Annotated in this window: 20 protein-coding genes; 11 read left to right on the top strand and 9 right to left on the bottom strand. The window is 60.5% G+C overall.

Going from position 1 to position 22,194, the window contains the following annotated elements:
- Nucleotides 1-8: 8 nt before the first annotated feature.
- From tgt to coaD, 5 genes are all read right to left on the bottom strand, one after another.
- On the bottom strand, nucleotides 9-1,139 hold the full coding sequence (tgt, locus tag MOV63_RS07535) for a tRNA guanosine(34) transglycosylase Tgt (protein ID WP_247033046.1): 1,131 nt from the start codon (nucleotides 1,137-1,139) through the stop codon (nucleotides 9-11).
- A complete protein-coding gene (queA, locus tag MOV63_RS07530) occupies nucleotides 1,136-2,221 on the bottom strand; it encodes a tRNA preQ1(34) S-adenosylmethionine ribosyltransferase-isomerase QueA (protein ID WP_247033040.1) in 1,086 nt (361 codons plus the stop codon). The genes tgt and queA overlap by 4 nt, the downstream gene beginning before the upstream one ends.
- 63 nt (nucleotides 2,222-2,284) lie before the next feature.
- On the bottom strand, nucleotides 2,285-2,794 hold the full coding sequence (locus MOV63_RS07525) for a peptidylprolyl isomerase (RefSeq protein WP_038543001.1): 510 nt from the start codon (nucleotides 2,792-2,794) through the stop codon (nucleotides 2,285-2,287).
- 78 nt (nucleotides 2,795-2,872) lie between these two features.
- Entirely contained in the window at nucleotides 2,873-3,445 is a 573-nt protein-coding gene (locus MOV63_RS07520; RefSeq protein WP_038542999.1) for a peptidylprolyl isomerase, read from the bottom strand.
- A gap of 27 nt (nucleotides 3,446-3,472) precedes the next feature.
- Nucleotides 3,473-3,967, bottom strand: coding sequence for a pantetheine-phosphate adenylyltransferase (coaD, locus tag MOV63_RS07515; RefSeq protein ID WP_038542997.1), 495 nt, complete (start codon nucleotides 3,965-3,967; stop codon nucleotides 3,473-3,475).
- Between the two features lie 435 nt (nucleotides 3,968-4,402).
- Between coaD and MOV63_RS07510 the strand changes: the two genes are divergently transcribed.
- Nucleotides 4,403-4,558, top strand: coding sequence for a hypothetical protein (locus MOV63_RS07510; protein ID WP_155414821.1), 156 nt, complete (start codon nucleotides 4,403-4,405; stop codon nucleotides 4,556-4,558).
- A 29-nt stretch (nucleotides 4,559-4,587) separates the two neighbouring features.
- The gene (locus MOV63_RS07505; protein ID WP_247033037.1) at nucleotides 4,588-4,731 is read left to right on the top strand and encodes a hypothetical protein; all 144 of its coding nucleotides are present in this window, start codon (nucleotides 4,588-4,590) and stop codon (nucleotides 4,729-4,731) included.
- A 119-nt stretch (nucleotides 4,732-4,850) separates the two neighbouring features.
- On the opposite strand, the gene gyrA is transcribed toward MOV63_RS07505, so the two are convergent.
- Complete coding sequence (gene gyrA, locus MOV63_RS07500) at nucleotides 4,851-7,667, bottom strand: DNA gyrase subunit A (RefSeq protein ID WP_247033034.1); 2,817 nt, start codon at nucleotides 7,665-7,667, stop codon at nucleotides 4,851-4,853.
- A gap of 227 nt (nucleotides 7,668-7,894) precedes the next feature.
- Between gyrA and MOV63_RS07495 the strand changes: the two genes are divergently transcribed.
- Together MOV63_RS07495 and MOV63_RS07490 are read left to right on the top strand one after the other, a co-directional pair.
- On the top strand, nucleotides 7,895-8,524 hold the full coding sequence (locus MOV63_RS07495) for a MarC family protein (RefSeq protein WP_247033031.1): 630 nt from the start codon (nucleotides 7,895-7,897) through the stop codon (nucleotides 8,522-8,524).
- Nucleotides 8,525-8,630: 106 nt separating this feature from the next.
- On the top strand, nucleotides 8,631-9,779 hold the full coding sequence (locus MOV63_RS07490) for an HPP family protein (RefSeq protein ID WP_247033074.1): 1,149 nt from the start codon (nucleotides 8,631-8,633) through the stop codon (nucleotides 9,777-9,779).
- Between the two features lie 49 nt (nucleotides 9,780-9,828).
- On the opposite strand, the gene MOV63_RS07485 is transcribed toward MOV63_RS07490, so the two are convergent.
- Nucleotides 9,829-10,377 carry a single-stranded DNA-binding protein gene (locus tag MOV63_RS07485; protein ID WP_007763736.1) on the bottom strand — a complete coding sequence of 183 codons (549 nt, stop codon included), beginning with the start codon at nucleotides 10,375-10,377 and terminating at the stop codon, nucleotides 9,829-9,831.
- Nucleotides 10,378-10,626: 249 nt separating this feature from the next.
- Here MOV63_RS07485 and uvrA point away from each other — a divergent pair, with 249 nt between their 5' ends.
- A complete protein-coding gene (gene uvrA, locus MOV63_RS07480; protein ID WP_247033029.1) occupies nucleotides 10,627-13,548 on the top strand; it encodes an excinuclease ABC subunit UvrA in 2,922 nt (973 codons plus the stop codon).
- 24 nt (nucleotides 13,549-13,572) lie between these two features.
- Nucleotides 13,573-14,385, top strand: a complete 813-nt coding sequence (locus tag MOV63_RS07475) for a DUF72 domain-containing protein (RefSeq protein ID WP_247033027.1) — start codon at nucleotides 13,573-13,575, stop codon at nucleotides 14,383-14,385.
- On the opposite strand, the gene MOV63_RS07470 is transcribed toward MOV63_RS07475, so the two are convergent.
- Nucleotides 14,382-15,863, bottom strand: a complete 1,482-nt coding sequence (locus MOV63_RS07470; RefSeq protein WP_247033026.1) for an NAD(P)H-hydrate dehydratase — start codon at nucleotides 15,861-15,863, stop codon at nucleotides 14,382-14,384. The two genes, MOV63_RS07475 and MOV63_RS07470, sit on opposite strands and share 4 nt — an antisense overlap.
- 343 nt (nucleotides 15,864-16,206) lie before the next feature.
- On the opposite strand from MOV63_RS07470, the gene MOV63_RS07465 reads away from it, so the two are divergent.
- From MOV63_RS07465 to hspQ, 3 genes are all read left to right on the top strand, one after another.
- Complete coding sequence (locus tag MOV63_RS07465) at nucleotides 16,207-16,545, top strand: P-II family nitrogen regulator (protein ID WP_038542987.1); 339 nt, start codon at nucleotides 16,207-16,209, stop codon at nucleotides 16,543-16,545.
- Nucleotides 16,546-16,614: 69 nt separating this feature from the next.
- A complete protein-coding gene (gene glnA / locus MOV63_RS07460) occupies nucleotides 16,615-18,024 on the top strand; it encodes a type I glutamate--ammonia ligase (protein WP_037087011.1) in 1,410 nt (469 codons plus the stop codon).
- 272 nt (nucleotides 18,025-18,296) lie between these two features.
- Nucleotides 18,297-18,626, top strand: coding sequence for a heat shock protein HspQ (hspQ, locus tag MOV63_RS07455; protein ID WP_007753924.1), 330 nt, complete (start codon nucleotides 18,297-18,299; stop codon nucleotides 18,624-18,626).
- A 117-nt stretch (nucleotides 18,627-18,743) separates the two neighbouring features.
- Here the strand turns inward: hspQ and MOV63_RS07450 are convergent, their stop codons facing one another.
- A complete protein-coding gene (locus MOV63_RS07450) occupies nucleotides 18,744-19,391 on the bottom strand; it encodes an invasion associated locus B family protein (protein WP_038542985.1) in 648 nt (215 codons plus the stop codon).
- 285 nt (nucleotides 19,392-19,676) lie between these two features.
- Here MOV63_RS07450 and MOV63_RS07445 point away from each other — a divergent pair, with 285 nt between their 5' ends.
- Both MOV63_RS07445 and MOV63_RS07440 read left to right on the top strand, forming a co-directional pair.
- Complete coding sequence (locus MOV63_RS07445) at nucleotides 19,677-21,482, top strand: extracellular solute-binding protein (protein WP_247033072.1); 1,806 nt, start codon at nucleotides 19,677-19,679, stop codon at nucleotides 21,480-21,482.
- 37 nt (nucleotides 21,483-21,519) lie between these two features.
- Entirely contained in the window at nucleotides 21,520-22,191 is a 672-nt protein-coding gene (locus tag MOV63_RS07440) for a DsbA family oxidoreductase (protein ID WP_247033023.1), read from the top strand.
- Nucleotides 22,192-22,194: the final 3 nt, after the last annotated feature.

Below are 22,194 nucleotides of genomic sequence, written 5' to 3'. Positions count from 1 at the left end.
CCGTTTGATCAGACGGGATCGATATCGCCCTTCGCCCACATTTCCTGGGTTTCGGCATAAAAATCGGCGAACCGGCCCTCGGCGATCGCCTGACGGATGCCCTTCATCAGGTCCTGATAATAGTTCAGGTTGTTCCAGGAGAGCAGCATGCCGCCGAGCGCTTCGTCGGCTCGCACCAGGTGGTGCAGATAGGCGCGGGAATAATCGCGCGCCGCCGGGCAGTTCGATTCCTCGTCCAGCGGCCGCATGTCCTCCGCATGGCGGGCATTGCGGATATTGACCTTGCCGCGCCGGGTGAAGGCAAGCCCGTGGCGGCCCGAACGGGTCGGCATCACGCAATCGAACATGTCGATGCCGCGCGCCACCGATTTCAGCATGTCGTCCGGCGTGCCGACGCCCATCAGGTAACGCGGCTTTTCGAACGGCAGAATGGGAAGCGTGGTTTCGAGCATCTTCAGCATGACGTCCTGCGGCTCGCCGACGGCAAGGCCGCCGACCGCATAGCCCTTCAGGTCGAGCTGTTTCAGCCCTTCGGCAGAGCGAATGCGAAGCTCAGGCTGGTCGCCGCCCTGGACGATGCCGAACATCGCCTTACCCGGCTGATCGCCGAAAGCGGCGCGGCAGCGCTCGGCCCAGCGCAGCGACAGTTCCATCGCCCGTTCGATCTCCTTGGGCTCGGCAGGCAGCGCCACGCATTCGTCGAGCTGCATCTGGATGTCGGAGCCGAGCAGGCCCTGAATCTCGATCGAACGCTCCGGCGACATATGATGCAGGCTGCCGTCCACATGGCTCTTGAAGGTGACGCCCTTCTCGTCGAGCTTTCGAAGCCCCGACAGCGACATGACCTGGAAACCACCGCTATCGGTGAGGATCGGATGTTTCCAGCGGATCAGTTCATGCAGACCGCCCAGCCGCGCGACGCGCTCCGCACCCGGGCGCAGCATCAGGTGGTAGGTATTGCCGAGAATGATATCGGCGCCGGTATCGCGCACCTGGTCGAGATACATGGCCTTGACGGTGCCGACCGTGCCGACCGGCATGAAGGCCGGGGTGCGGATCGTGCCCCGCGGCATGGTAATCTCACCGAGCCGCGCGCCGCCATCGGTGGCCTTGAGATTGAACTGGAAAGTCTCGGTCATCGGTTGTCCCGGAAAAGAAGGCTGGAATCGCCATAGGAGTAAAAGCGGTAACCGGTTTCGATCGCGTGGGAATAGGCCGCCCGCATCGTCTCCAGACCGCAGAAGGCCGAAACGAGCATGAACAGCGTCGATCGCGGCAGGTGGAAATTGGTCATCAGCATATCGACCGCCTTGAAGCGGTAGCCCGGCGTGATGAATATGCCGGTCGCGCCGCTCCAGGGTTTTATCGTGCCGTCATCGGCAGCGGCGCTTTCGATCAGCCGCAGCGAGGTGGTGCCGACGCAGACGATGCGCCCGCCAGCGCGTTTCACCGCATTCAGCCGCGCCGCTGTCTCGGCGCTGACGTGGCCGATCTCCTGATGCATCTTGTGCTCAGTCGTGTCGTCGGCCTTGACCGGCAGGAAGGTCCCTGCCCCGACATGCAGCGTCACGAAATGCCGCTCGATGCCTGCGGCGTCGAGTGCCGCGAAAAGCTCCGGCGTAAAGTGCAGGCCCGCAGTCGGTGCCGCGACGGCGCCCTCCTCGCGGGCATAGATGGTCTGGTAGTCCTTTTGGTCCTGTGCATCTTCCGGGCGCTTGGCGGCAATATAGGGTGGCAGCGGAATGTGCCCGACCGCCATGATCGCTTCGTCGAGTGCCGGGCCGGAAAGATCGAAGCGCAGGGTGACTTCACCGCCCTCGCCCTTGTCTTCCACGGTTGCGGCAAGCGAACCGATCAGGCAGGCATTGCCACTATCACCGAATTCGATCCGGTCGCCGGTCTTGATGCGTTTTCCAGGCTTGGCGAAGGCCTTCCAGCGATCGGGGGCGACGCGCATGTGCAGCGTCGCGGAAACCTGCTGGCCGCCCGCTCCTTCGCGATGGCGGATGCCTTCCAGCTGCGCCGGTATAACCTTGGTGTCGTTGAAGACCAGCGCGTCGCCCGGTTTCAGGAAAGCCGGCAGATCGGACACGCGGTGATCGGCAAGCACCGGTTCACTCTCCGGCCGGACGACAAGCAGCCGGGCGCTGTCGCGCGGGCTGGCGGGCCTGAGTGCGATATTTTCTTCCGGGAGATCGAAGTCGAAGAGATCGACGCGCATGGATTTTCCAAAAGCGAAACCCGCCCCGCCGACAGACGGAGCGGGCTATTCATTCCGTCGAGATCAGACGTCGGCGGCGACGCGGACCGAAACGATCGAGTCCGGATCCTTGACCGGCTCGCCCTTCTTGATCTGGTCGATGAAGTCCATGCCTTCGATGACCTGGCCCCACACGGTGTACTGCTTGTTCAGCCACGGTGCATCGGTGAAGCAGATGAAGAACTGCGAATTGGCCGAGTTCGGGCTCTGCGAACGGGCCATGGAGCACGTGCCGCGTACATGCGGAACGGCGGAGAATTCAGCCTTCAGGTCCGGCTTTTCCGAGCCGCCCATGCCGGCACGAGCCGGGTTGAAGCTCTCGGAGCCCTGCTTGCCGAACTTCACGTCACCCGTCTGGGCCATGAAATCGGGAATGACGCGGTGGAAAACGACGCCGTCATAGGCATTTTCGCGGGCGAGTTCCTTGATGCGGGCAACGTGGCCCGGCGCCAGATCCGGAAGCAACGAAATGACAACCTTGCCCTTGGTGGTTTCCACAATGAGGGTGTTTTCCGGATCCTTGATCTCGGCCATGTGCTTTCTCCTTAATTCGGCGCCCGATTGTCGTCCGCGACGGGGCGCCCTTCGTTTAGTTCTTCGCCTTTTGGGCGCTTACTTCTTGCCGACAGTGACCTTGATCATCTTGTCGGGATCGGTGACTTCGCCGTTGCCGCCCTGGCCGCGCTTGATCTTGTCGACGAATTCCATGCCCGACACGACCTTGCCGACCGCCGTGTACTGGCCGTCCAGGCTCGGATATTTGGTGAACATGATGAAGAATTGCGAGTTCGCGGAATTCGGATCCTGCGAGCGCGCCATGCCGACGATGCCGCGCTCGAACGGTACCTTCGAGAATTCGGCCGGAATGTTGGGCATTTCAGAACCGCCCATGCCGGCGCGGGCCGGGTTGAAGCTTTTGCCGCCCTGCTTGCCGAACTGCACGTCGCCCGTCTGGGCCATGAAGCCGTTGATGACGCGGTGGAAGACGACGTTGTCGTATTCGCCCTTGGCGGCGAGCGCCTTGATCTGCGCCACATGTTTCGGCGCGACTTCCGGCATCAACTGGATCACCACCGGGCCATCCTTCAGCTGGATGGTCAGGAAGTCATCCGGCGCGGCAAGAGCCGGCAGGACCATCGAAGCGAGTGCAAAAGCGCCGGCAACGGCAAGACGAAGCAGTCTCATGGGAAGAACTCCGGGGTTCGGAAACGATCAGCGTTTCAGCTTGTTGTTCAGGGCCTTGAGGACCGCGGCAGGCACGAAGGCGCTGACGTCGCCGCCCATGGCCGCGATCTGCCGGACCAATGTGGCCGTAATGGGCCGCGAGGCGGTGCCGGCCGGTAGGAAAACAGTCTGGATATCCGGCGCCATCTGCCGGTTCATGCCAGCCATCTGCATTTCATAATCGAGATCGGTGCCATCGCGCAGGCCTCGGATCAGAAGCCCAGCGCCGTTGGCGCGGGCGGCGTCAACCACCAGCTTGTCGAATGAAACGACCGAAACATGGCCCGCCCTGTCCGGCAGCGCCTCTGCAAGCGACGCCCTGATGAGTTCGGCCCGCTCCTCGAAGGTGAACATCGGCACCTTGCCCGGATGAATGCCGATCGCGACGATCACCGTGTCCGCGACATTCAGCGCCTGGACAAGCACGTCCAGATGGCCGTGTGTCATCGGATCGAAAGAACCGGGATAAAAAGCAGTTGTCATGCCGAGGTCCGGGCCTGTTTCAGCGAAATTTTGACGCCTTTTGTCACGGAAGCCGCTCTACCGCAAGCATCTCGCAATTCTGAACGAAAGATGAATGGCCCGTTCAAGGGCGTTTCAGCGGCCCTGTGGTCTTATGACGATCGTGGCGGGTGAATGACCCGTCCGTATCTCGGGAGAAACGACGACAAATGCTGGCTTTGATGGTGATGGGAGCGGTGGTTCTCGCTTTTGCACTGGAGGCTTTCGTTGTCGCCTTCGGATCGGAAGAAGCCTGAAAGACTTTGAATTCTGAACGCCAGATGAACAGAGCATTCAAGGAGGCTTCAGAGCGGCAAGGTTAAGTATCTCTCAAAATGCGGTGGAACCTGTTTGCGCGGTGCGCGTTCAGGCTAACAAGAAGGACAGATGGCGATGATCGCGAGAAGGAAAACGATCATGCTGGACAAGATCACCATGATCAACCTGGTTTGGACGGCCATGATTGCGGTGATGCTGACGGCAACAGTAACCCTTTATCAAGATAAATCCCAATTGGCAGATCTGAATTATCCGCAGGTAACGGGTCGTTATAGCGATCTCTCGTACTACTGAGGCGGATACACGGACCAGAAAGGATCCCCATGTTCGTGACGTTGACAGTACTTGCAGGTTTGATCAGCATCATGTTCGTGGCTTCCGTGGCCTCAACGATTTCCGAGCTCCAGCGCGAACGTGCCGACATGAAGGATTTCAGGGATTTCGCGCGCCGTCACAGCGCATTCTGACGATTTCACTGTAGCGAACCGCCTTCACAGACTTTCCCGTCGCAAGCGGTTCAAACAAAAGCCGGAGGATTTTCATCCTCCGGCTTTTTAGTGTGCCCGGTTTTTAGGGGGAATGCGGCCTATTCGGCCGCACCCTCATCCGTCGGGCCGGCTTCCGGGGCGGCGGCGCCGAGATCACCGGTTTCGCTGACGATTTCCTCCGGCAGGCCATTGCCGTTCTCCTCGTCGCCTTCCGGCTCGCTGATACGCTCGACCGAAACAACCTTCTCGTCTTTCGCCGTCGAGAAGATCGTGACGCCCTTCGTGGCGCGGCTGGCGATGCGGATGCCGTTGACCGGAACGCGGATCAGCACGCCGCCATCGGACACGAGCATGATCTGGTCGTTGTCCTCAATCGGGAAGGCGGCGACCAGTTCGCCGATCTCCGCGGTCTTGGACGTATCGGTCGCGCGGATGCCCTTGCCGCCGCGGCCCGAGGTGCGGAAGTCGTAAGAGGACGACCGCTTGCCAAAACCCTTTTCCGAAACCGTCAGCACGAACTGTTCCCGTGCCTTCAATTCCTCGTAACGCTCATCGGAGAGCTGTCCCTCCTCGGTGACTTCCTCACCCACAAGTGCGATATCCTCCTCGTCCACGCCTGCGGCGCGGCGTTCGGTCGCCGAACGCTTGAGATAGGCCGCGCGCTCCCAGGGCTCCGCATCCACATGGCCGACAATGGTCATGGAGATGATGCGGTCGCTGTCGCCAAGCGTGATGCCGCGCACGCCGATCGAATTGCGGCCGGCAAAGACGCGCACGTCACCGACGGGGAAGCGAATGCACTGGCCGAGCGCGGTGGTCAGCAGCACGTCGTCCTGATCGGTGCAGGTCTCGACGGAGAGGATTTCGTCGCCCTCCTCCTCGAGCTTCATGGCAATCTTGCCGTTGCGGTTGACCTGCACGAAGTCCGACAGCTTGTTGCGGCGAACGGTGCCGCGAGTGGTCGAGAACATGACGTCGAGGTTATCCCAGGTTGCCTCGTCCTCGGGCAGCGGCATGATCGTGGTGATGCGTTCGCCGGGTTCCAGCGGCAGCATGTTGATCAATGCCTTGCCGCGGGACTGCGGCGTGCCGATCGGCAGGCGCCAGACCTTTTCCTTGTAGACGATGCCGCGCGAGGAGAAGAACAGTACCGGCGTGTGGGTATTGGCCACGAACAGGCGCGTGACGAAATCCTCGTCGCGCGTCGCCATGCCGGAACGGCCCTTGCCGCCGCGACGCTGGGCGCGATAGGTGCCGAGCGTGACGCGCTTGATATAACCGAGATGCGAAACGGTGACGACCATGTCCTCGCGGGCAATCAGATCCTCGTCGTCCATTTCGAGGCCGGCATCGAGGATCTGCGTACGGCGCGGGGTGCCGAATTCGTCACGCACGGCGGCGAGTTCGTCCTTGACGATCGTCTGGATGCGCAGGCGCGACGACAGGATGTCGAGATAGTCGCTGATCTCGGCGCCGATCTTGTTGAGTTCGTCACCGATTTCATCGCGGCCGAGCGCCGTCAGGCGGGCGAGACGGAGCTCGAGGATGGCGCGGGCCTGTTCCTCGGACAGATTGTAGGTGCCGTCCTCATTGATCTTGTGGCGCGGATCGTCGATGAGGCGGATCAGCGCATCGACGTCCTGAGCCGGCCAACGACGGGTCATCAACTGCTCGCGCGCCGTCTGCGGATCGGGAGCGCGGCGGATCAGGAGGATGATCTCGTCGATATTGGCGACTGCGATCGCAAGGCCCACCAAGACGTGGGCGCGTTCGCGAGCCTTGCGCAGCAGGTATTTCGTGCGCCGGCTCACCACTTCCTCGCGGAAGGAGACGAAAGCGCGCAGCATGTCCAGCAGCGCGAGCTGTTCCGGCTTGCCGCCGTTCAGTGCCACCATGTTGCAGCCGAAGGAGGTCTGCAGCGGCGTGTAGCGATAGAGCTGGTTGAGGATCACGTCCGCATTAGCATCGCGCTTCAGCTCGACGACAACCCGGTAACCCTGGCGGTCGGATTCGTCGCGCAGGTCGGAAATGCCCTCGATACGCTTTTCGCGCACCAATTCGCCGATCTTCTCGACCATGGTCGCCTTGTTCACCTGGAAGGGAACTTCGGTGATGATGATCTGCTCGCGATCGCCGCGCATCGGCTCGATTGCCGCGACGCCACGCATGATGACCGAGCCGCGGCCGGTCTCGTAGGCGGAACGGATACCGGCGCGCCCGAGGATCAGGGCACCTGTCGGAAAGTCCGGACCGGGAATGATCTCCATCATTTCCGGCAGCTCGATCGCCGGGTTATCGATCAGGGCGATGCAGCCGTTGATCACTTCCACCAGATTGTGCGGCGGGATGTTGGTCGCCATGCCGACGGCGATGCCGCCTGCGCCGTTGACCAAAAGGTTCGGGAATTTCGCCGGCACCACGACGGGCTCGGAGAGCGTGCCGTCGTAGTTGTCGCGGAAATCGACGGTTTCCTTGTCGAGATCGTCGAGCAGCGCATGGGCCGCCTTCTCGAGGCGGCATTCGGTGTAACGTTCGGCCGCCGGCGGGTCGCCGTCGATCGAACCGAAATTGCCCTGACCATCGATCAGCGGCAGGCGGAGCGACCAGTCCTGCGCCATGCGCGCCAGCGCGTCATAGATCGCCGAGTTGCCGTGGGGATGGAATTTACCCATCACGTCCCCGGTCACACGGGCGCATTTGACGTATTTCTTGTTCCAGTCGATGCCGAGTTCCGACATGCCGTAGAGGATGCGCCGGTGGACCGGCTTCAATCCGTCGCGGACGTCAGGAAGGGCGCGGCTGACGATGACGCTCATGGCGTAATCGAGGTACGACCGCTGCATCTCTTCCATGATGGAAATGGGTTCGATGCCTGGAGGCAGCTTTCCGCCGCCGGGTGTGCTTTGCTCAGTCAAATCGGATCACGATCTCTGTTCGGAATCAGTTTCTTTTTTATAGCGGAAAGCGGTTCCGAGCGCCAATTTCCACAATGGTTTTGAACAGCTTTTGCGGCTTTAACACGGCTTTTGAACAAGGTCGAAACATGCCGCGACGCTGACGGGGTGGGCTTTCTTTCGCTGCCGGCCTGTCCTAACAATCTTCGCATGCGACTGCAAGGATTGCAGCCTGACAGGGAGAGGATATGGCGACCCCCGATATGCTGGTCAATGCCCTGACCACGATGCTCGTGACACTCGACCCGCCCGGGCTGGCGCCGGTCTTTCTGGGCCTGACCGTCGGCATGACTGCCCTTCAGCGGCGCCAGGTCGCCTTCCGAGGATCGCTGATCGCCTTCGGCATCCTCGCCGTCTTTGCGCTGTTCGGTTCGAGCGTGCTCGGGCTGCTCGGCATATCGATCGGCGCCTTCCGCATTGCCGGCGGCCTGCTGCTCTTCTGGATCTCCTTCGAAATGGTGTTCGAGAAACGCCAGGAGCGGAAGGAAAAGACGTCCCAGGCCGCAATCACCATCGACCATATCCACAATATCGCGGTGTTTCCGCTGGCGTTGCCGCTGATTGCCGGTCCGGGCGCGATCTCAGCCACAGTCCTGCTTTCCGGCACCCTGCCCGGCATTCTCGACCGGGCGCTTCTTATCGGCGTCATCGCGCTGATCATGCTGCTCGTCTACGCAACGCTATTGGTCGCCGAACGGCTCGACCGTTTTCTCGGGGTCACCGGACGGGCAATCCTCACCCGTCTGCTCGGCGTGATCCTTGCGGCGCTCTCCGTCCAGTTCGTCGTCGACGGAGTACGCTCGGCCTTCAATCTTTAGGCCCGCACTCTTCGGGTAGGACGCACCCTTCGGTAAGACCCGGGCGACAGAGCGGAATTTTCTGCTAAAACGCGATTCAACCCCACCTCACTCGAAGGTCTCCATGATGCGCCGCATGTTGCGCCGGCTCCTGCCGGAAGCCACCCCCGTCAGCCCCAAGGAAAGATTGCGTGCAGCGCTTGGCGCGCTCGCCGGCATTCTGGTGACCGGACTGCTGGGAAGCCTGGCTTTGAAGGCAGATGCAACGCTTCCGGCACTGGTCGCCCCTATGGGGGCTTCGGCCGTGCTGCTGTTTGCAGTGCCTTCCAGCCCGCTTGCACAGCCCTGGTCGATCATTGGCGGCAATATCGTCGCCGCCCTGGTCGGCGTGACCGCCGCTCTTTTGATAACCAATCCGTTCCTGGCCTCGGCGGTGGCGATCGCCGTTGCCATCGCGGCGATGATGACGCTTCGCTGCCTGCATCCCCCGAGCGGCGCGATCGCGCTGACCGCAGTGCTCGGCGGACCGACGATCCATGAACTCGGATACGGTTTCGTGATCTGGCCGGTCGCCGGCAATTCGCTCGTCCTGCTGCTGATCGCGCTGGCCTTCAACAATCTGACAGGACGTCGTTACCCGCACGCGGCCAAGCCGGCGGCGGCCGATCACGGCACGAGAGATCCCGCCTCGATCCAGCGCATCGGCTTTACCTCCGCCGACCTCGACGATGTCCTGAAAGAATACGACGAGTTCCTGGATATCGATCGCGACGACCTCGAAACGATCCTGCGCCGGACGGAATTGCGCTCCTATCGCCGGCGCGCCGGCCACCTCGATTGCGCCAGCATCATGTCGCGCGACGTGGTGGCGGTCGCACCCGACAATACCCTGAAGGAGGCGCACGACCTGATGCGCGCCCACCATTTCAAGGCCCTGCCGGTTACCAACGACAGGGCGGAAGTGGTGGGGATCGTCACCCAGACAGATTTTCTCGACAAGGCGAACTGGACGAGAGGTCGGCCGAAAATCGGCTTTGCCCAGCGTATGCGCCTCGTCCTGTCGGGCGCCAGCGCACCGAACGACACGGTCAAGGACATCATGACAGCGCCGGTCAGGACGGTTGGCCCGACCACGCCGATCGCAGATGCGATCGTCATCTTTGCCGAAGAGGGGCTGCACTACCTGCCGGTCACCCGGGAGAACAACAAACTGGTGGGCATTCTATCGCAATCAGACGTCCTGGTCGCGATGCTCGCCGACAAGGCGGCCGCCTGAACAGCAATTCAGGCAGCTGCCATTTCAAAGATCGATGGTAACCGACAGATCAAAACGGGATGTCGTCGTCGAGATCACGGGAGAAATTGCCGCCTGCCGGCTGACCGCCGGAGGACTGACCTCCCCGGCTCGCACCGCCCGCAGCGGGCCGGCGCTCGTAGTCGTCACCGCCGCCAAAATCGTTGCCGCCGAAGTCATTGCCGACACGATTGCCGCCAGCACCACCACGGTCGCCGCCGCCCTCGCCGCGACCGTCCAGCATAGTCAGCGTCGAGTTGAAGCCCTGGAGCACGATTTCCGTCGAATAGCGGTCGTTGCCTGTCTGGTCCTGCCACTTGCGGGTCTGCAGCGCGCCTTCGATATAAAGCTTGGCGCCCTTTTTCACATATTGTTCGACGACCTTGCAGAGGCCCTCGTTGAAGACGACGACCGTGTGCCATTCGGTCTTCTCGCGGCGTTCGCCATTGTTGCGATCACGCCAGGTTTCGGACGTGGCGATGCGAAGGTTGGCGATCGGCCGGCCGTCCTGCGTCCGGCGGATTTCAGGATCAGCCCCCACATTCCCCACCAGGATTACCTTGTTCACACTACCAGCCATATTCGTCACCTCATCTGCCGCCCGGCCGGCGGCACCAAAAATCAATCGCGGCACTTTAGCCCATCGGGCTCAGCCATTGGGGTTTTTGCGACCTTTAATCCACAGGCAAATTTGTTCTTTATTTGTTCTAATTTATTCCTATAGTGCTGTCAACCGACTCGGGAACGGTGCCGCATCGCAGCAGTTTCGTCTCGACAGCCACGGATCTATCACTACATAAGGACCTTCAATCCTCCCGAGAGCATGAAGATGAGCGAACTGAAGAGCATTTCTATACGTGGTGCGCGCGAGCACAATTTGAAGGGCATCGATCTCGATCTGCCGCGCAACTCGCTGATCGTCATGACCGGCCTGTCGGGTTCGGGCAAGTCGTCGCTCGCCTTCGACACGATCTATGCGGAAGGCCAGCGGCGTTATGTCGAAAGCCTTTCGGCCTATGCACGCCAGTTCCTGGAAATGATGCAGAAGCCGGATGTCGACCAGATCGACGGGCTTTCGCCGGCGATCTCGATCGAACAGAAGACGACCTCGCGCAACCCGCGCTCGACGGTCGGCACCGTCACCGAGATCTACGATTATATGCGCCTGCTTTTTGCGCGCGTCGGGGTGCCCTATTCGCCGGCGACCGGCTTGCCGATCGAAAGCCAGACAGTCAGCCAGATGGTCGACCGCATCCTGGCCTTCGAGGAAGGCACGCGTCTTTATATTCTGGCGCCGATGATCCGTGGACGGAAGGGCGAGTATAAGAAGGAACTCGCCGACCTGATGAAAAAGGGGTTTCAGCGCGTCAAGGTCGACGGCCAGTTCTACGAGATCGCCGACGTTCCGGCGCTCGACAAGAAATACAAGCACGATATCGATATCGTCGTGGACCGGCTCGTGGTCCGTTCCGATATTGCCGCGCGCCTGGCCGACAGTCTCGAAACCTCGCTGAAACTGGCCGATGGGCTGGCGGTCGCCGAATTCGCCGACAAGCCGCTGCCGCCGGGAGAGACTTCGGCCGGCGGATCCGCGAACAAGTCCCTCAACGAAACGCACGAACGGGTGCTTTTTTCGGAAAAATTCGCCTGCCCGGTCTCCGGATTCACCATTTCGGAAATCGAGCCACGGCTGTTTTCGTTCAACAATCCATTTGGCGCCTGCCCCACCTGCGACGGTCTCGGATCGCAGCAGAAGGTGGACGAGGCGCTGATCGTGCCGGAGCCTGCCCGGACGTTGCGCGACGGCGCGATTGCGCCATGGGCGAAATCCACCTCGCCCTATTACAACCAGACGCTGGAAGCGCTTGGCAAGGTTTTCGATTTCAAGCTCTCCAGCCGCTGGAACGAGCTTTCGGCGGAGGCGCAGAAAGCCATCCTCGAGGGCACCGAGGAAAAGATCGAATTCCACTATGCCGATGGCGCCCGCTCCTACAAGACGGTCAAGAATTTCGAAGGCATCGTGCCGAACCTCGAACGCCGCTGGAAGGAAACAGATTCCGCCTGGGCACGCGAAGAGATCGAACGATACATGTCGGCGGCCCCCTGCCCGGCCTGCAACGGCTATCGCCTCAAGCCCGAAGCGCTGGCGGTCAAGATCAACAAGCTGCATATCGGCCAGGTCACCGAGATGTCGATCCGGATCGCGCGCGACTGGTTCGAGGTGCTGCCGGAGCGGCTGAACGCCAAGCAGAACGAGATCGCGGTCCGCATTCTGAAAGAGATCCGCGAACGCCTGCGGTTCTTGAACGATGTCGGCCTCGACTATCTCAGCCTGTCGCGCAATTCCGGCACATTGTCCGGCGGCGAAAGCCAGCGCATCCGGCTTGCCTCGCAGATCGGCTCCGGCCTGACCGGCGTGCTCTACGTTCTCGACGAGCCGTCAATCGGCCTGCACCAGCGCGACAATGCCCGCCTGCTCGACACGCTGAAACACCTGCGCGACATCGGCAATACGGTGATTGTCGTCGAGCATGACGAAGACGCGATCATGAGTGCCGACTACGTGGTCGATATCGGCCCGGCAGCCGGCATCCACGGCGGACAGGTGGTGGCGGAAGGCACGCCCAACGAAGTGATGGCCAATCCGAAATCGCTGACCGGCAAATATCTGTCGGGCGAGCTCGGCGTGCCGGTACCGGCCGAGCGCCGCAAGCCGAAGAAGGGCAAGGAAATCAAGGTTTTTGGCGCCCGTGGCAATAACCTCAAGAATGTCACGGCTGCCATTCCGCTCGGCGTCTTTACCGCCGTCACAGGCGTGTCAGGCGGCGGCAAATCGACCTTCCTGATCGAGACGCTTTATAAATCCGCCGCACGCCGCGTCATGGGTGCGCGCGAGATTCCGGCCGAACACGACAGGATCGACGGCTTCGAGCATATCGACAAGGTGATCGATATCGATCAATCGCCGATCGGCCGCACGCCGCGGTCCAACCCGGCCACCTATACCGGCGCGTTTACGCCGATCCGTGACTGGTTTGCCGGTCTTCCGGAGGCAAAAGCCCGCGGCTACCAGCCGGGCCGTTTCTCGTTCAACGTCAAGGGCGGCCGCTGCGAGGCCTGCCAGGGCGACGGCGTCATCAAGATCGAGATGCACTTCCTGCCGGACGTCTACGTCACCTGCGACGTCTGCCACGGCAAGCGCTACAATCGCGAAACGCTCGACGTCACCTTCAAGGGCAAATCGATCGCCGACGTGCTCGACATGACGGTCGAGGAAGGCGTCGAGTTCTTCTCGGCGGTACCGGCGGTGCGCGACAAGCTGCAGTCGCTTTTCGAGGTCGGGCTCGGCTATATCAAGGTCGGCCAGCAGGCCAATACGCTTTCGGGTGGCGAGGCGCAGCGCGTCAAGCTAGCCAAGGAATTGTCGAAACGTTCAACGGGGCGCACGCTTTATATCCTCGACGAGCCGACGACCGGGCTGCATTTCCATGACGTCGCCAAACTGCTGGAAATGCTGCAGGAACTGGTGAACCAGGGCAATTCCGTGGTGGTTATCGAGCATAATCTCGAGGTCATCAAGACGGCCGACTGGATCATCGATATCGGCCCTGAAGGCGGCACAGGCGGCGGCGAAGTGATCGCGGCCGGCACGCCCGAGCAGATCGTCAAGGAAAAGCGGTCCTATACCGGCCAATTCCTGAAGGAACTGCTTGAGCGTCGGCCGGTCAAGAAGGTGGAAGCGGCGGAGTGAATCTCTGCATGTGGGAGGGAATTGATGACCAAAGCCGGCACTATTCGCACGGGCATCGGCGGCTGGACCTTCGAGCCTTGGGAAGGCACGTTCTATCCTGAAAAACTGGCCAAGAAGAAACAGCTCGAATATGCCGCGAGCAAGCTAAAGGTGATCGAGGTCAACGGCACCTATTACGGATCGCAGAAGCCCGAGACCTTTGCCAAATGGGCATCCGAGGTTCCAGACGGTTTCATCTTTTCGCTGAAGGCCAGCCGCTTCACTACCAACCGCAAGGTTTTGGCCGAGGCGGGGGAGTCGATCGAAAAATTCCTGACCCAGGGTCTGACCGAGCTCGGCGATCATCTCGGGCCGCTGCTCTGGCAGTTCGCGCCGACCAAGAAGTTCGAGGCGGACGATTTCGAAGCCTTCCTGAAATTGCTGCCGAATAAGCTGGACGGGCTGAAGCTGACCCATGTGGTCGAGGTCCGCAACGACACATTCAAGGTCCCGGAATTTATCGCGCTGCTGGCGAAATATAATATCGCGCCGGTCTGTGCCGACCATTTCGACTATCCGATGATCGCGGATGTCACGGCGGATTTCGTCTACACGCGCCTGCAAAAAGGCTCGGACGACATCAAGACCTGCTACGCCGAAGATGACATGAAGGCCTGGGCGAAAAGGCTGGAAACCTGGGCCGAGGGCGGCGTGCCGGACGACCTGCCGCTGGTCGATAACAAACATAAGCCGAAGAAGGAGCCGCGCGACGTTTTCGCCTTCTTCATTCATGAGGGCAAGGTGAACGCGCCCTATGGCGCGATGGCGATGCGCGAACTTCTGGAAAGCCGAGGCTAGGGATCCAGAAAGATGCCGGCATGGACGGCGAGATCTTCGGCCGTCATGCCCCTGCCCGCCCGCTTGCCGGCTTCGCCATGTAGATAGACGCCTGCCGCGGCTGCCTCGAAGGCGGGCATGCCTTGGGCGAGCAATGCGCCGATCATGCCGGCCAGAACGTCGCCGGAACCGGCCGTCGCGAGCCACGGCGGCCCGTTGGTATTGATATAGGCGCGTCCGTCGGGGCTGGCGATCACCGTGTCGGCACCCTTGTAGACAATGGCAGCGTGAGCGCGGGCGGAAGCCGCCACCGCCTTTTCCACCTTGCTCAGGTTGTCATCCGCGGCGATGTCGGGGAAAAGCCGGGCGAACTCGCCCTCGTGCGGCGTCAGCACCAGATGGGGCTCTCCGCCGGCAAAGGCATCGAACAAATCCGAGGGCTTTTCCTTGAAGGAGGTAATGCCGTCGGCGTCGAGCACCAGAGGGCGGTCCTTCAACGCCAGTGCAAATTGCCTCGCCTTCTTGCCGATGCCGAAACCCGGTCCGAGCACGAAAGCGGCAAGTTTTGCCGTGCGAAGCCAGTTTTCCAGGTCTTTGAGCGTGTCCACCCGGTGCAGCATGATCGCGGTCAGCGAGGCCGCGTTGACCGGCATGGCGTCCTTCGGCGAACCGACCGTCACCAGCCCTGCCCCGGCCCTCAGGCCCGCGGTTGCCGAAAGGCGGGCGGCCCCGGTTTTGCCGGCTTCGCCGGAAAACACGGCCAGATGTCCCCGTCGGTATTTATGGGTCTCACTTCCCGGCTCGATCAGGAGACCGCGCCACAATTCAGGGCAATTCTCTTTCGTCCTGCCGGCAACCTCGCGAATGATGCGGGCTGGAATGCCGATATCGAAAACCTCGACGTCACCGCAGAGAGACCTGCCCGGCAGCAGCAGGTGGCCCGGCTTGCGGGCCATGAAAGTGACCGTATGGGCGGCCTGAAAGGCGGCGCAGAGCGGCACGCCCCGCCTCCCGCAGAGACCGGACGGCAGGTCCACCGCAAGAACCGATATCCCCGCCTCGCCGACCTTGCGGATCACCTCCGCGACAATGTCCGGCACTTCGCGCGTCAGGCCGGCACCGAACAGCGCGTCGACCACCACGTCACCGGTCCGCGGCTGATAGACTTCGAGCGGTTTCGACGGCCGGCCGCAGAGGTCGCGCGCCTGCCTTGCATCGCCCTTCAGTGTTCTGGGATCGCCGAGATGATGGACGTCAACGGTGGCGCCGGCTTCGGCAAGCGCGCGGGCCGCGACATATCCGTCCCCCCCATTGTTTCCGGGACCGCAGAATGCGACAAAACGCAAGGCGCCCGGAAAATGCCGAAGCGCGGCGGCAGCAATCGCACGGCCTGCCCTGTCCATCAGGTCAAAGGACGGAATGCCGGATCGGGCAGAGGCGGCATCCGCCGCCGCCATCTCGTCGGGCGTCAGCAGCAGTGAAACAAGAGAAGCATCCATAGTGCTATTGAACGGAAAGATGATCAGAAAACAAGCGCCTCTTCTCTAGCCAGAACGGCACAAGAATTATGCAATTGCCTAAATAAGTGATTTTGTCCTGACTATATTCGACATCACTTAAGTTCCGAGAAAACTTCAAAAAACTCCGATTCTTGTGTCGCAACGCACAAATTTCGAGAAAAACGGAAGCAATTTTGCCACTGAACCTGCTGTTTTATGGGGAATCGGTGCAAAACCGCATTGTTTTTTTGAAAGTGCCATGTGAGTTTGGCACGATAACTGCATTGGCATGGGCGAGCGGGTAACGGCCTGCTTCAAGAGAGAAGCGGAGATATAGTTTCTCATGAAAAAGATCGAAGCGATCATCAAGCCTTTCAAGCTCGACGAAGTGAAGGAAGCCCTTCAGGAAGTCGGCTTGCAGGGGATCACAGTGACCGAAGCCAAGGGCTTTGGCCGCCAGAAGGGCCATACGGAGCTCTATCGCGGCGCTGAATACGTCGTCGACTTTCTGCCCAAGGTGAAGGTCGAGGTCGTCCTGGCGGACGAGAATGCGGATGCGGTCATCGAGGCGATCCGCAACGCTGCACAGACTGGACGGATTGGAGACGGCAAGATATTCGTCTCCAACATCGAGGAAGTCATTCGCATCCGCACCGGTGAAACGGGCGTGGACGCCATCTAAACGCCCGCAAAATACCGCCCCAAGGCCAAAGGCCGGGGTTTCATCGTCATCGTACATCGAGGAGGTCATATGACGAGCGCAAGCGAAATCATGAAACAAATCAAGGAAAACGACGTCAAGTTCGTGGACCTGCGCTTTACCGACCCGAAGGGCAAGCTGCAGCATGTGACCATGGACGTCGTCTGCGTCGATGAGGACATGTTTGCCGATGGCGTCATGTTCGACGGTTCCTCGATCGGCGGCTGGAAGGCCATCAACGAGTCGGACATGGTGCTGATGCCGGATCCGGCGACGGTCCACATGGACCCGTTCTTCGCTCAGTCGACCATGGTCATCTTTTGCGACATTCTCGATCCGATTTCGGGCGAAGCCTATAACCGCGATCCGCGCGGCACCGCCAAGAAGGCCGAAGCCTATTTGAAGGCATCCGGTATCGGCGATACGGTATTTGTCGGCCCCGAGCCGGAATTCTTCGTCTTCGACGACGTCAAGTACAAGGCCGATCCTTACAACACCGGATTCAAGCTCGACTCGTCGGAACTGCCGTCGAACGACGACACCGATTACGAGACCGGTAATCTCGGCCACCGTCCGCGCGTAAAGGGCGGCTATTTCCCGGTTCCGCCGGTCGACAGCCTCCAGGACATGCGCTCCGAAATGCTGACGGTGCTTGCCGAAATGGGCGTGGTCGTCGAAAAGCATCACCACGAAGTGGCTTCTGCCCAGCACGAGCTCGGCGTCAAGTTCGACACGCTGGTGCGCAACGCCGACAAGATCCAGATCTACAAGTACGTCGTGCACCAGGTCGCCAATGCCTATGGCAAGACCGCGACCTTCATGCCGAAGCCGATCTTCGGCGATAACGGCTCTGGCATGCACGTGCACCAGTCGATCTGGAAGGACGGCAAGCCGACCTTCGCCGGCGACGAATATGCCGGCCTTTCCGAAAGCTGCCTCTTCTATATCGGCGGCATCATCAAGCATGCCAAGGCAATCAACGCCTTCACCAATCCGACGACGAACTCCTACAAGCGTCTCGTCCCGGGTTATGAAGCGCCGGTTCTGCTTGCCTATTCCGCTCGTAACCGCTCGGCTTCGTGCCGCATTCCGTTCGGCACCGGGCCAAAGTCGAAGCGTGTCGAAGTCCGTTTCCCGGACCCGCTGGCAAACCCGTATCTGGCCTTCGCCGCCATGCTGATGGCCGGCCTCGACGGCATCAAGAACAAGATCCATCCCGGCAAGGCCATGGACAAGGATCTCTACGACCTGCCGCCGAAGGAGCTGAAGAAGATCCCGACCGTCTGCGGCTCTCTGCGCGAAGCGCTCGAAAACCTCGATCGCGACCGCAAGTTCCTGACTGCCGGCGGCGTCTTCGACGACGACCAGATCGACGCCTATATCGAGCTCAAAATGGTGGAAGTCATGCGCTTCGAAATGACGCCGCATCCGGTCGAGTTCGACATGTATTACTCGGCCTGATCCGGTCAGCGCCTCGTGAAACTGGAAACGGCGGGTCACAAGCCCGCCGTTTGTCGTTCCATGGCAGCGATATCTCTTCAGCGAATTTTTCGAAGCATAGTTACGCACCCGGCATGGTGCTCGTTGTGGGCGGCGCAGTCCTGGCGACGAAAGGGCCGTGGAGGCTCACTAGGCCTTAAGTCTATCCGTGGAACGAAGTGGGCCCGCCTGCATTAATCTCTTGATGTCGGAGAATTTTATTCCCACATTAGGATGCGAAAGGACATCGCACCATGAAACAACGCAACGCTAAATTTACCATCGGAGAAGTGGTCCGCCACAAGGTTTTTCCGTTTCGGGGCGTCGTGTTCGATGTGGATCCGGAATTCGCCAATACGGAAGAATGGTGGAATTCCATTCCCGCAGAAATCCGGCCGAACAAGGACCAGCCCTTTTATCATCTCCTCGCGGAGAATGACGAGACGGAATATGTCGCCTATGTTTCAGAGCAGAACCTGGAGCATGACGAAAATGATGCCCCGCTACGCAATCCGCAGGTCTACCAGATCTTCGATCGCGGACCATCGGGCCAGTTGAAGCCCAAGATCATACTGGCCCACTAAACTCCATTCCGAGAACTGGAAAGGCGTCGGCATCCCAGCCGGCGCTTTTTTTGTGTCCGGAATCAGAAAGCCCGGCGCGTGGCCGGGCTTTGAAATTGTCTGGCTCCCGCTGAAAGCTTACTGGCCCTGCTTTGCAGCGTTCTGGGCGTCTTCCAGCTTCTTGCGGGTTTCTTCCGCCTTGCGCTGCATGCCTTCTTCAAGGCTGCGCTGGCTCTGGGCGATCTGTTCCTGCGGCATGGCCGGGCCATCAAAGATGCCGGTAAAGCCGGTCAGCGGAACCTTGATCGGGTTCGGAGCGCGACGGAAATTGATCGAGGTGAAGACCACCTCGCTGCCCTTCTTGAGGCTGGCGATCATCGCGTCCGTCAGCGGCACCTCGGCGGTGCACTTGTCCGGAAGGCAGACGATATAATCGAGCTTCTGGCCCTTGCCACCATCGATCTGCATGACGATGCCGGGGGGCACGAGGCGCGCGGTCGGTACAGAGACCTGCATGATCTTGCGGTTGACCTTGCCTTCGACCGTGATCAGGCCGACGGCGGTGATGAGCTGACCGTTCTGGGCAGCAATGATGTTCTGCACGACGCAGAGGTCGCTGTCGTCCTGCTTTGTGCAGGTCTTGAACCAGCCGAGCGGCGGTGCGCCAGGAGCCCCCGCAGCCGGAGCATCCTGTGCAAGAGCTGCAACCGGCAGCGCGATTGCGCCGGCCGAAAGAGCGAGAGCAGACATTGCCGTCCGCAGAACTTGGGTTGCCTTAAGCATCATAACGAGATCCGTCTCCTGAAATCAGCTGGGTACGGCAGACGCCGTCAACTCCCTCGGGGTGTCCTACTGCCTGTGACCTGTCGGTCAAATGAGGCAATTGAATGACCCGCCCGTCTGGCCAACCTGTTACATCGGGCAGGCATCGATATCCAGTCCCTCTTTCGTATTTTTTGACAAGGAGTTAATGCCGACGATCACTCTTTTGCACATAGCGGTGGTTGGTGGGCCTGATGGCATGCGCTATTTTGCAGGCGAATCAGCGAGGATTTCACCGCCATGGGTGCCATGCGACGCTTTCTTCCCCTCATCGCCGCGTTTCTGATCGGCGCTCCGGCATTGGCCGAACCGGTCCATGGGATCGCCATGCACGGCAGCCCGGCGCTCGGCCCCGACTATAAGCATTTTCCCTATGTAAACCCGGCTGTGAAGAAGGGCGGCAAGATATCCTATGGCGTCGTCGGCACGTTCGACAACCTCAATCCGTTCATCCTCAAAAGCATGCGCACTACCGCGCGTGGCCTGTGGGATACGATCCTCGGGCACCTCATCTACGAACCGCTGATGACCCGCTCCAGCGATGAAGCCTTCACGCTTTACGGTCTGCTGGCCGAAAGCGCGGAATGGGACGACAACCGCAGCTTCATCCAGTTCAATCTCAATCCGAAGGCCAAATGGTCGGACGGACAGCCGGTGACACCGGACGACGTGATTTTCACCTTCGAATTGCTGCGCGACAAGGGGCGCATCCCGTTTTCGAGCCGGCTGTCACCCGTCGACAAAATCGAGAAGGTCGGCGAGCATGGTGTCCGCGTCACCTTCAACGGCAAGGCCGACCGGGAATTTCCGCTGATTCTCGCGACCTCGACGCCGATCCTGCCGAAACATGTGATCGATCCGGCCACGTTCGACCAGTCGACGCTGAAGCCGCCGGTCGGCTCCGGACCATACCGGGTCAAATCGGTTTCGCCCGGAGAACGGATCGTCTATGAGCGAAATCCGGATTACTGGGGCAAGGATGTTCCCGCCAAGGTGGGTTTCGACAATTACGATCAGATCAGCGTCGAATATTTCCTGCAGGACAACACGTTGTTCGAGGCCTTCAAGAAAGGCGCGATCGATATCTATCTCGACGGCAGTCCGACACACTGGGCGCGGGCCTATGATTTCCCGGCGGTCCAGAACGGCGATGTGATCAAGGATGCGTTCAAGCCGCAGCTGCCGACCGGCATGCTCGGTTTCGTGTTCAATACGAGAAGAGCGATCTTTGCCGACGTGAACGTACGCGCCGGCCTGTCGCTCGCCTTCGATTTCGAATGGGCCAACAAGAACCTCTTCGAAGGCGCCTACACCCGCACCGAAAGTTTCTGGCAGAACTCGCCCCTCTCCTCGCTCGGCAAGCCGGCCGACGAGCGGGAGCTCCAGATCCTGGGGGCTATCAAGAACAGGATCGAACCGGCCGTCCTCAATGGCACTTACCACCTCCCGAAGACCGATGCCTCCGGCGCGGATCGCAAGGTGCTGCGCAATGCGGTCGATCTTCTCAAGAAGGGCGGTTATGCGATCAAGAACGGCAGGATGTCGGACGCTTCCGGCAGACCACTTGCCTTCGAGGTGATGACCCAGAGCCAGGACCAGGAAAAGCTGGCGATCGCCTATCAGCGGACGCTGAAGATGATCGGCGTCGAGATGTCGATCCGCACCGTCGATGATGCACAATACCAGGCCCGCTCCGGCAATTTCGACTATGACATGATCGTCAAATCCTATCCCTCGTCGCTGTCGCCCGGCATCGAACAGGCCGGGCGCTGGGGATCGGATTCCCGCAATCGCGACGGCAGTTTCAATTTTGCCGGCACTGCAGATGCCGATCTCGACAAGCTGATCGAGACCATGCTGACGGTGCGCAGCAAGGAGGATTTCGAGGCGACCGTGCGTGCCTATGACCGAATGCTGATTTCAGGTCACTATCTCGTTCCGCTCTATCATATCCCCGATCAATGGGTGGCGCGTCGCAAGTATATCGGTTATCCGGAGAAACTGCCGCTCTATGGCTACCAGCTCAACACCTGGTGGGATAAGCGGGCGCAATAATCCAGCCTCTTACGGTTACCGAAGAAAGGACGCCGCCATGGAGCGCGTAACCATCGACATCGTTTCGGACATCGTCTGCCCCTGGTGTTACCTCGGCAAGGCTAGGATGGAACTGGCGGTCGCCGAAGTGCAGGACGAGATCGGGGTCGACATCAACTGGCGCCCTTATCGGCTCAACCCGGACCATCCGCCCGAGGGCGTCGACCACCAGGCGGATCTGGCCGCCAAGCTCGGCGGCAGGCAAGCCGTCGAACGCGCTCACGACATGCTGCAGAAGCTCGGCGAAGAGGTCGGGATCAAGTATGATTTCGAGGCGATCAAGATCGGCCCCAATACACTCGATGCGCATCGCCTGCTGCATTGGGCAATCGTCGAAGACCGCCAGATTCAGGACAAGGTCGCGACGGCCCTGTTCAAGGCGAATTTCGAGGAGGGCCGCAATGTCGGCGACCACGCCGTGCTCGCCGACATCGCCGAAAAATCGGGCCTCGACCGGAAGGTCATCGAAAACCTGCTGGCAAGCGACGCCGACAAGGACACCGTCCTTGGGGAGATCGAGGCGGCCCAGAAGATGGGCGTGACCGGCGTGCCGTTCTTCATCATCGACGGACAGTATGCCGTAAGCGGCGCCCAGACGCCGGACGTATTTGCCAATGCGTTGCGGGAAATCGCCAAGCTGAAGGCGGAAGCCCGCAAAGGCATGATCTGAGAA

This window comes from Neorhizobium sp. SHOUNA12A, assembly GCF_023006505.1.
GTDB lineage: Bacteria > Pseudomonadota > Alphaproteobacteria > Rhizobiales > Rhizobiaceae > Neorhizobium.
This window is presented reverse-complemented; position numbering and strand designations above follow the sequence as displayed.

Coding starts and splice junctions, on each gene's coding strand:
- MOV63_RS07475 (WP_247033027.1), top strand. CDS start 13,573: ATGACCAAAGCCGGCACTATTCGCACGGGCATCGGCGGCTGGACCTTC.
- MOV63_RS07465 (WP_038542987.1), top strand. CDS start 16,207: ATGAAAAAGATCGAAGCGATCATCAAGCCTTTCAAGCTCGACGAAGTG.
- uvrA (WP_247033029.1), top strand. CDS start 10,627: ATGAGCGAACTGAAGAGCATTTCTATACGTGGTGCGCGCGAGCACAAT.
- tgt (WP_247033046.1), bottom strand. CDS start 1,139: ATGACCGAGACTTTCCAGTTCAATCTCAAGGCCACCGATGGCGGCGCG.
- MOV63_RS07440 (WP_247033023.1), top strand. CDS start 21,520: ATGGAGCGCGTAACCATCGACATCGTTTCGGACATCGTCTGCCCCTGG.
- MOV63_RS07520 (WP_038542999.1), bottom strand. CDS start 3,445: ATGAGACTGCTTCGTCTTGCCGTTGCCGGCGCTTTTGCACTCGCTTCG.
- MOV63_RS07445 (WP_247033072.1), top strand. CDS start 19,677: ATGCGACGCTTTCTTCCCCTCATCGCCGCGTTTCTGATCGGCGCTCCG.
- MOV63_RS07525 (WP_038543001.1), bottom strand. CDS start 2,794: ATGGCCGAGATCAAGGATCCGGAAAACACCCTCATTGTGGAAACCACC.
- queA (WP_247033040.1), bottom strand. CDS start 2,221: ATGCGCGTCGATCTCTTCGACTTCGATCTCCCGGAAGAAAATATCGCA.
- MOV63_RS07485 (WP_007763736.1), bottom strand. CDS start 10,377: ATGGCTGGTAGTGTGAACAAGGTAATCCTGGTGGGGAATGTGGGGGCT.
- coaD (WP_038542997.1), bottom strand. CDS start 3,967: ATGACAACTGCTTTTTATCCCGGTTCTTTCGATCCGATGACACACGGC.
- glnA (WP_037087011.1), top strand. CDS start 16,615: ATGACGAGCGCAAGCGAAATCATGAAACAAATCAAGGAAAACGACGTC.
- MOV63_RS07490 (WP_247033074.1), top strand. CDS start 8,631: ATGCGCCGCATGTTGCGCCGGCTCCTGCCGGAAGCCACCCCCGTCAGC.
- MOV63_RS07495 (WP_247033031.1), top strand. CDS start 7,895: ATGGCGACCCCCGATATGCTGGTCAATGCCCTGACCACGATGCTCGTG.
- MOV63_RS07450 (WP_038542985.1), bottom strand. CDS start 19,391: ATGATGCTTAAGGCAACCCAAGTTCTGCGGACGGCAATGTCTGCTCTC.
- MOV63_RS07510 (WP_155414821.1), top strand. CDS start 4,403: ATGCTGGACAAGATCACCATGATCAACCTGGTTTGGACGGCCATGATT.
- MOV63_RS07505 (WP_247033037.1), top strand. CDS start 4,588: ATGTTCGTGACGTTGACAGTACTTGCAGGTTTGATCAGCATCATGTTC.
- MOV63_RS07470 (WP_247033026.1), bottom strand. CDS start 15,863: ATGGATGCTTCTCTTGTTTCACTGCTGCTGACGCCCGACGAGATGGCG.
- hspQ (WP_007753924.1), top strand. CDS start 18,297: ATGAAACAACGCAACGCTAAATTTACCATCGGAGAAGTGGTCCGCCAC.